The organism is Stenotrophomonas sp. HMSC10F07 (assembly GCF_001807895.1).
GTDB classification, from domain to species: Bacteria; Pseudomonadota; Gammaproteobacteria; order Xanthomonadales; family Xanthomonadaceae; genus Stenotrophomonas; species Stenotrophomonas sepilia.
On record NZ_KV791394.1, the window covers coordinates 18,879 to 27,801 of the forward strand.

Below are 8,923 nucleotides of genomic sequence, written 5' to 3' on the forward strand. Positions count from 1 at the left end.
TATGCCCAATCCCTTCATGGTCGTTGGCGCCGCCATCGGCATGTGCATTCCTGCCTTGGCAATGGCCGGCGACCCACACAACTACGAGACCGTCCGGGTCATTGATGCGCACCACCAGGCCCGCAACATGGACGCGAGTGCCCGGCCCGGAATCGGCCGCTTCGTAGCGGGTGACCAGAAGCAGAATTTCGTGACCGGTTCGCTCGCGTTTGGCCGCGCCTATGGCAATGGCTGGCGCAGTGAAGGCGAGTTCGTCGCCCGGCGCACGGACACCTACACCAGCGGTTCCAGCGCCTTCACCACCAGCAGCAACCATCACGACGTGCGTTCGCAGCGGCTGATGCTCAATGTCTACCGCGATCTTGCGATCAACCAGGCATGGTCGCTGTACGCCACCGCCGGTGCGGGTCTGTCGCACATCCAGTCAGGCGGCTGGCAGGGCACGCCAGACCGCCGGTACGGCAAGGCAACGCGTACCGGCCTGGCCTGGTCGATGGGGGCCGGTGTTTCGATTGCCGCCGGGACCAACATGACGGTCGATCTGGGATACCGCTATGCGGACCTGGGCCGCACCGAAAGTGGCTGGAACACGTTCGCCAACGCACGTGGCCTGCAGGACGAGAAGCTGCAGCTGGATCTGGTGTCGCGCGAAGCGACGCTGGGGTTGCGGTACGCGTTCTGAATCAATCCTCCGACGCCGTGCGTCTCGTCATTTCTCGTCGTTGTCCTATGCCTGCGCATCGGTGACATCCCTAACATTTCCTCTCGAAGGGAATGCCCTTCGCTCAAGCCCAGGCATAGCGCGGCTTGAACGCAGTACACCTACCAAACACTGGATATTCAACATCATGAACAAGCTTGCAATTGCTCTTTCGGCCGCGCTCTCGTTGGGCGCCGCTGCCTCGGCTCACGCCGCTGACGCCACCATCACCTTCACCGGCAAGGTCGTTGCATCGACCTGTGCGGTCGACGTCAGCACGGGCTCCAACACCGTCGCTCTGCGCCAGATCAATGCAGGTGCATTCAAGGGCGATCCCACCGTGGGCAGCACGCCGTTCACGATGACGCTGAAGGCCGGCGCCGGTACCGCAACCTGCGCCAAGGACAAAGCACGCCTGGTTGTAGACAAGACTGCCAGCGCCATCAACGCGGACGGCATGATCACTGATACCGCGGGCGGTTCGGGGACCCGGACCAACGCTATCGTCAAGTTTCTGGACGCTGACAACGGCGACGCAGCGATTGACCTGACCAAGCTCGACGACCCCGCCCTGCAGCGTGACAAGGATACTGGTGGCGAGTTCAAGTACAACTGGATCGCGCGCTATCACGCACCGGGCGGGGCTGATCTGACCGAGGGTGATTTCAGCGGCAGGCTGGTCTTCGACATCGATAACTACTGATCCGTACTGCCGGGGGCACTAGGCCCCCGGCAACCACCTGATTGCTGAGGATGTCTTCATGCCTTTCATCCATCGAACACTGATGTGCTGCGCGCTTGCGGCGCCGACACTCCTGGCTAGTGTCGGGGTCGAAGCCAAGGTCGTGGTTGAATCCAATCGCGTGATTTACGCGGAAGGCACCAAAGAGCTGAGCGTTCGGACGCAGAACGCAGGCAGCGGTCCGGTGCTGGTACAGGCCTGGGTGAGCGAATATGGCGCCCGAACGCCGCCTTCGGAGAGCAACGCTCCGTTTGTCGTACTGCCGCCGGTTGCGCGCGTGGATGAGGGAAAGCACCAGGCGTTCAGGCTGCGCGCGATTGGTGGAGACTTGCCGGCGGACCGCGAGAGCGTGTTCACCTTCAGCCTTGCTGAAATACCCGCTAGTCCGGTAGGCGAAGCAGCCTCCAGTGCGGTTGTAAACGTAATATTCCGCAATCGGCTCAAGCTGTTCTACCGCCCGCAGTCGATCAGCAAGCTTGACTCTGCCTCTGCCATCGACAGCCTCCGCTGGTCTGTAGTGCCTCAGGGTCACGGTTGGGCACTGCAGGCAGACAACAACAGCCCCTTCCATGTCAGCACGGTCAGGGCTTCGATAACCGTGAATGGTCGCAAGACCGAAGCCGCCAATGTTGACATGCTTCGCCCCTATTCCAAGCAGTCGTTCCCGTTGCCAGGTGCCGCGTCGGCTTCATCGGGCACGGTCACTTTCAAGTACATCAATGACCACGGCGGCGATGTTGAACGCACGATGCCCCTGACCACGAACTGATCCCCCATACCCTCGCTGACTTGCACCACCTGGGCCTGGCCCGGGGCGGCAGCGCCTTGCCCAAACACTGGACCATGACCATGACCCGACATGCCAAGCACAACTCGCTCTGCCGTCGCCCGTTGGCGGCCGCAGTGGTGGCCGCGCTGCTGCCGATGTCAGCATGGGCCGCGCCGAAGGTGGAGTTCAACCCGGATCTGCTGTTCGGCATGGGCAGCGAGCACGTGGATCTCAGCCGGTTCGAGCGCGGCGATCTGCTTCCGGGCACCTACAATGCGGATATCAGCATCAACGGCCAGGTTGTTGACCGACGGGATATCGTGGCCCGCGTTGCCCAGGACGATGAGGTGCGCATCTGCTTCGATGCCGCGCTCTTCGAGCTGATGGGCCTGGACGAGAAGCGGCTGGAGGCCGAGCGCGCCTCTGGCGACGATACCGAAGGCACCCTGCTGCCGCTGCCGGCGGAGCCCAGTTGCGAACGCCTGGATGCCTTCATTCCGGGTGCAACGAGCGAGTTCGACGTTGGCGAGCAGGCGCTGCTGATCAGCATTCCGCAGATCTATCTGGCCCGCACCCCGCGCGGCTGGGTGGACCCGGCCCGATGGGACCCGGGCATCACCGCTGTCACGCTGGGCTACAGCCTCAGCCACGATCGCTATCGCTACGAGGGCCGGGAAAGCCAGAACACCAGCATGACCGTGGATGCCGGCCTGAACCTGGGGCAATGGCGGCTGCGCCACAGTGGCTATCTGCACCACAGCAACGACGATGGCATGCGCTACGCAGCGGGGCGCAGCTACCTGCAGCGCAACGTGCCGTCGCTGAACGCGCAGTTGACCGTGGGTGAGTCCTCCACCAGCGGCGACATGCTGCAGGGCGTGAACTACCGTGGCGCGAACATCACCACTGACCCGCGCATGCTGCCGGACGGTGCCAGCAATTTCGCACCCGTGGTGCGCGGTGTCGCGCAGACCAATGCGCGGGTAACCATTCGCCAGCGCGGCTTCGTGATTCACGAGACCAGCGTCGCGCCGGGGCCCTTTGAGATTGACGACCTGCAGATCTATGGTTCCAGTGGCGACATCGAGGTGGAGGTTACCGAGGCCGATGGCCGCATCGAGCGCTTCGTGGTGCCGTTCACCGCCATGCCGCAGCTGCTGCGCCCTGGCCAGCAGCGCTACAGCATCACCGCCGGTGAACTGCGTGACGACCAGTTCGCGCAGAAGCCGCGCTTCATTGAAGCGACGCTGCGCCGGGGCGTGAGCAACAGGTTCACTGGCTATGCGGGTGCCACCGCAGCGTCGGGCTATACCGGGCTGGTGCTGGGCGGTGCCTGGTCGACGCCCATCGGTGCGTTCTCCGGCGATGTCACCTTCAGCGACGCGCGGATTCCGGGCATCAACGGCGGCGTCGAGCGTCGCCGTGGCCAATCCTACCGTGTTGCATACAACAAGGCGCTGTTCGACGACAACACCAACATCACGATGGCGGCCTACCGCTATTCGACCAGCGACTTCCTCACCCTGGCCGACGCCATGCGCCTGCGTGGCAATGTAGGCCAGGAGGCTGGCTATGACATCGTGGGGCGCCAACGCAGCCGCCTGGACCTGACCATCAACCAGCGCCTGCAGGACGGCAAGGGCCAGCTGACGTTCACCGGCAGCACCAGTGACTACTGGGACCAGAACCGACGCCAGACCAGCTTCTCGCTGGGCTATGGCAGCCGCATCGGGCGCGCCAGCTATACGATCAGCGCGCGTCGCACGCTGGAATCGTCGCTGTTCTCCAGCGACGCGGCGAAGGCCACCAACAGCGTGTACCTCAGCGTCAGCGTGCCGCTGGGCGTGCCGGCCAGCGCGCCGCGCCTGGATGTGAATGCAAGCCGCGACAGCAGCGGGCGCAACGGCTACGGCGTGGGCGTGATCGGATCACTCGGCGACACCGGCCTGGGCAGCTACAGCGCCTCACTCAATCGCGACGGCGACCGTTCCAGCTACGGCGTCAGTGCCAACTATCAGTTGCCGGTGGCACACGTCACCGGTTCCTTCAACCGCTCAACGCAGAGCAGCAGGCTCTCGCTGGGCGCCAGCGGCGGCCTGGTGGTGCACGGTGGCGGCATCACGCTGGCCCAGCGCCTGGGTGAGACCGTTGGCCTGGTGCATGTGCCGGGTGCTGCGGGCGCAAAGGTCGACAGCGCCACCGGCGTGAAGACCGACTCGCGTGGCTATGCCGTGGTGCCGCACCTGAGCCCGTTCCGTCGCAACGAGTTGGGCGTGGACCCCAGTGACCTGCCACTGGACGTCGAACTCAGCGCCGGTTCCGTGTCTGCCATCCCCAACGCGGGTGCGGTGGTGAAGATGGTGCTGCCGACGGCCGTGGGCCGTAACGCACTTATCGAAGCGCGGCTGCCGGATGGCACTGCGTTGCCCTTCGGCACCGATGTGCTCAATGCACAGGGCGACGTGGTGGGCGTGGTGGGGCAGGGCAGCCGGCTCTGGGTGCGCGGCCTGGATGAGCAGGGTGAGCTCTTTGTTGCACATGGGGCAGGTGAGGGGGCGCAGTGCCGAATTCCTTATGACCTGCGCGACAGCCCGAGCGCCGATCTTCTGGTTGCGGCCTGTGCGCCGTCGCTGGCTGATCAGGCGCAGCTTGCGGCTGATTGAATCACTTTCGGTGTAGAGGAACACGGATCATGAAATCTCACGTACGAAAATGGGCCAGACAAGGACTGCTGCCAATGATGGCGGTGGTTGCCATGGGTATCGCTGCTCCTGCCATGGCGCGTTGCGACTTCGGGGAGCCTGGTCGCGCGACCCTCACCGGCGCTCGGCTCACAGTCAATGGAACTCAGGTCGGCAGGCCGGTTTCGCCGTGGTACAACCTGTCGTCCGTCGATGATGTTGGCGGCTGCACCGACTCTGGGACGATGTATGTCACCGGCCGTGCCACCACCCAGGGGAGCTACACAGAGGGCCGGTCTACCTATTCCATCTATGAGACAGGCGTCCCAGGGCTCGGCTTCATCATGGCATTCCGGAGCGAGGCGCGGGAGAACGGCATCGACTATCAGCCGGTTGTTGCAGGCACGACCAACTCAAAGGTGTTCTTCCGGCATTGGCTGACGCTGGATCTGAGAATCCGCTTCATCAAGATTGGCGATATTCCAGAGGGCACCCTGGTTGTTCCGGAAGTCGCTGCGGCGGACTTCATTCTGCGCGACTTCAGCAGCGTGACCACCGGCAATAGGCTTCTGCTGGGTGCAACCTCAATCGAGGGAATTTACAGAAAGCTCTGCTACCCCAGGAACACATCGGTGAACATGGGGCGTGCGCTGCAGACGGAGTTCTCCACGCGTTACAGCCACAGTGCGCCGCGTACCTTTGATATCGTGCTCGACTGTGAGGAGAAGGTCGGTGATGTCCTGTTCTACCTGGAGGAAAATGCGGCCAGCCCGCTGCTTGATCGTGATCGGGGATTGGTTGAAGTCAGCGGTGGTGCAAAGGGCATCGCCCTTCAGATGACGGACGTGGGCGGGGCGGCGATCCCGTTCGATTCGATCAGGTCCTTCGGCCACAGCGGCGATGCGGCCGGCGAGCTGCGGCGCACGTTCCAGGCGCGCTATGTGCAGACCGTCGGTGATGCCGATGACATCGTGCCGGGCAACGCGAATGCCTCCATTTCCATCGTGATGGCCTACCCATGAGCCGTCCACTGGCAGCCTGCGGCGTGGCGATGGCACGGGTGCTGGTGGCCTGCCTGCTGCTGATCAGCGTGGGTGATGCCGCAGCGCAGGTGGCACTGCCCAGCACGCGCGTCGTCATCCGGGCCGAACAGGGGGCGGTGACGGTACCGCTTCGCAACATGGGGGAGGTGCCGGTGCTGGTACAGGCGTGGATCGCCGAAGGTGACCCCAATCAAGCGCCGGAGCAATCAGCCGCACCATTTGCAATGGCGCCACCGCTGATGCGGCTTGACCCCGGCAAGGACAAGCCGCTGCGCATCAGGACGCTGGCAACGCGTGCGCCCACCGATGCGCGGGAGTACCTGTACTGGTTGAACGTGCACACCATCTCGGCGCGATCGGAACACGCGCAGGGCGATCGGCTGGAATTGCCGGTGCGCAGCATCTACAAGCTGCTGTACCGGCCCGCAGGCCTTCCGGCGCCAAGCGTGAAGCGGGCAGAGGCGGTCGCGGTGCAGTTGCAGCGCGAGGGCGCGGCGCGATCTCTGGTCGTGACCAATCCGACGCCGTACTACCTGAACCTGGGCGACGTAACGTTGCTGCACGCGTCGGGCGATACCCGCCTGGGCAACCCGCATGTGGCACCGTTCGGCAGCGTCGCGATTCCGATACCCGGCGATGCCCCGGACGGACGTTTGAGTGCACGCTTGAACTGGATCGATGATGACGGCCGCCTGCTGCCCATCGTTCGCGAGCTGGGCCACGGGGGGTAGTGGACCTGCAGACGGGCGGCAACCGGGGCTGTCAACGCGCCGGGCCGCGCCAGACTTGCGCAGCCGGCCTGCAGGAGGGTATACCGTTCGGCATCACGGTTTGAGGCGGCACGTTCCTGGCTATGGACCCATCCGCTGGCGAGGTTCTGAACGAGACGCCTGCGCGGCGGCCAGTCGTGCGTCTTGGGCTTTTGCTGGCCCCCTGTGTGCTCGCGCCTGGCATCGCCATGGCGGCCTCCTGCAGTGGCGGTGGCGGCCACACGGACTTCCAACCACCCGCGCTGGTGGAGTTCACCGCGCGCGACGTTCCTGTGGGCGCCGGCCTGACCCCGTGGCTGCCCGTCAATGGCGGCGCGTCCACCAACGAGTTCCGCTGCGATGCGGACGCCCCCATCGACTATAGGATGGAGACGCACGGTGGGTTCATCCGTGAGCGCTATCACGAAAGCGGCGCAGAGTATGTAGTGTATGAGACCGGCGTTGCGGGGGTCGGCATGGCGTTCCTGGCGGAATTCGAACGCAGCACCCGCGGGCGCCCATCAGCAATGGGCTACGACGAGGTGGTGCTGCATGCCGGCGACAGCGGCACCGGGCCGGTGGGGGCGCGGCTGAAGGTGAAGTACATTCGCACCGGCAACATCGCCTACGGCACCGCCACCAGCACGCGGGAAATGGTGATCGAGTCACGCCTGTATGAAGGTGGCGCCGGTCCACTGCGGCATCAGCTGTGGGTAGGTGCAACGACCCTGAAGGTGCAGGACCGCCCCAGCTGCCGCATGCGCACGCAGGAGGTCAACATGGGGTTCGTGCCGGTGGCGGCGTTCACCGGCGTGGGATCCATCGCCGGCGAACGCAGCTATGAGCTGGTGCTCGACTGCGAAGCCGGTGTCGGGCGTGTGGACTATCAGGTGGTTCCCACCACGGCGGTGCTGGATGCCTCGCAGGGCATCGCCGAGGCCAGCGGCGGGGTGGTCGGGGTGGGCTATCAGTTCCTCAACGGCGATGGTTCGCCGATGCGCTTCTATGGTTCCGATGAGTTTGGCCGGGGCTCGGCCAACGCCGAGATCCTGCGCAAGACCTTTGGTGTGCGCTATCGGCAGACCCTTCCGGCCATCACGCCCGGCCCCGCCAACGCGGGGTTGACCTTCAGCCTGACCTTCCCCTGAGGCCGCATGCCCTATCACGTGCAAGCAAAGACAGGATTGCGCGCGGCCTGCTGGAGCAGTGCCTTGTGGCTGCTGTTCCTCGCGCCGGCCGCGCAGGCCGACGTGACCGTGGAAGGCACGCGGGTGATCTATGCGGCAGGCCAGCGTGAGGCGGCGCTGCGATTGAAGAATGACGGCGAACGCGCGTCGCTGGTGCAGGCGTGGGTGGCCGACGGCAACCTTCAGCAGGCTCCGGAAGCCTCCGCAGCGCCGTTCGTGCTTGATCGCCCGATGCTGCGGCTGGACCCCGGTGCATCCCACGCACTGCGGATAAGAGGCATCGCCCCGCAGCTGCCGACGGGCGACCACGAGCACCTGTACTGGCTGAACGTGGTGGATGTGCCCGCACGCGAGGCCAAGGCGGATGACAACGTAGTGCAGGTGGCCATCCGCTTCCGCATGAAGCTGTTGTACCGCCCGCAGGGGCTCGGGGCGCCGGTGAATCCTGACGGCCAGGTGAGCATGGCAGCAGGCGCGGGCGGGCTGGCGCTGCGCAATGCCGCACGGCACTACTTCAACCTGGCGGGCATGACATTGGTCTCCGCCACCGGCGAGCGGGCGGTGGACGCGTTCTACCTGGCCCCCGGTGAGAGCCGGACATTGGCGCTGCCCGAGGGGTTTGCCGGTCCGCTGACAGCGGTGCGCTATGAGTGGGTGGACGATGATGGCGTGCTGCATGCGGTGACGCGAGCGCTCTGACGGCACCAGGGTGTGCGCATGTCGGCATCGGCGTGCGCGTGGCGCTGTTGCCGGTGCGGGGCGCTGGCAGTTGGGGATGTGCCGGGCCTGGTTGGGAAGCGCGTCAGCGGCGCGCACGAGCCCTGAAACACGGGCGTCTGCGGGTATGCGACAATGCCGCCCGCTGCATGAATGTCTCCGTCTGTGTACCGCAGTGCTTGCTGATGGCAAGCCGGTTGTGCGCATGATGGGTTGCCACCGGAAAAAGGGTGGCCGGGCCTGGAAACCCGTATCGATTGGGCAGTAAACGCTTGCCAGCCGGCGTCGCTTTGCGCGGCGCCGGCTGGCAATCCGTCTGCGCGTTATGGCGGGGG

General features: G+C 65.0%; 8 protein-coding genes. All 8 read left to right on the forward strand.

Features of this window, described 5'->3' with window-relative positions:
- The first annotated feature begins 1 nt into the window (after nucleotide 1).
- The 8 genes from HMPREF3114_RS11540 (at nucleotide 2) to HMPREF3114_RS11575 (ending at nucleotide 8,570) form a co-directional block, all read left to right on the forward strand.
- Nucleotides 2–682 (forward strand): outer membrane protein, encoded by a 681-nt coding sequence (locus tag HMPREF3114_RS11540; protein ID WP_053500914.1) that lies wholly within the window; start codon nucleotides 2–4, stop codon nucleotides 680–682.
- 166 nt (nucleotides 683–848) lie between these two features.
- Entirely contained in the window at nucleotides 849–1,403 is a 555-nt protein-coding gene (locus HMPREF3114_RS11545; protein ID WP_070489831.1) for a fimbrial protein, read from the forward strand.
- A gap of 58 nt (nucleotides 1,404–1,461) precedes the next feature.
- On the forward strand, nucleotides 1,462–2,211 hold the full coding sequence (locus HMPREF3114_RS11550) for a fimbrial biogenesis chaperone (RefSeq protein ID WP_053500910.1): 750 nt from the start codon (nucleotides 1,462–1,464) through the stop codon (nucleotides 2,209–2,211).
- An 80-nt stretch (nucleotides 2,212–2,291) separates the two neighbouring features.
- Entirely contained in the window at nucleotides 2,292–4,874 is a 2,583-nt protein-coding gene (locus tag HMPREF3114_RS11555; RefSeq protein WP_235643028.1) for a fimbria/pilus outer membrane usher protein, read from the forward strand.
- Nucleotides 4,875–4,903: 29 nt separating this feature from the next.
- Nucleotides 4,904–5,914, forward strand: coding sequence for a fimbrial protein (locus HMPREF3114_RS11560; RefSeq protein WP_141750813.1), 1,011 nt, complete (start codon nucleotides 4,904–4,906; stop codon nucleotides 5,912–5,914).
- Nucleotides 5,915–5,958: 44 nt separating this feature from the next.
- A complete protein-coding gene (locus tag HMPREF3114_RS11565) occupies nucleotides 5,959–6,666 on the forward strand; it encodes a fimbrial biogenesis chaperone (RefSeq protein ID WP_176746381.1) in 708 nt (235 codons plus the stop codon).
- A 227-nt stretch (nucleotides 6,667–6,893) separates the two neighbouring features.
- Entirely contained in the window at nucleotides 6,894–7,832 is a 939-nt protein-coding gene (locus HMPREF3114_RS11570) for a fimbrial protein (RefSeq protein ID WP_070489834.1), read from the forward strand.
- A gap of 63 nt (nucleotides 7,833–7,895) precedes the next feature.
- Entirely contained in the window at nucleotides 7,896–8,570 is a 675-nt protein-coding gene (locus tag HMPREF3114_RS11575; RefSeq protein WP_229766064.1) for a fimbrial biogenesis chaperone, read from the forward strand.
- Nucleotides 8,571–8,923: the final 353 nt, after the last annotated feature.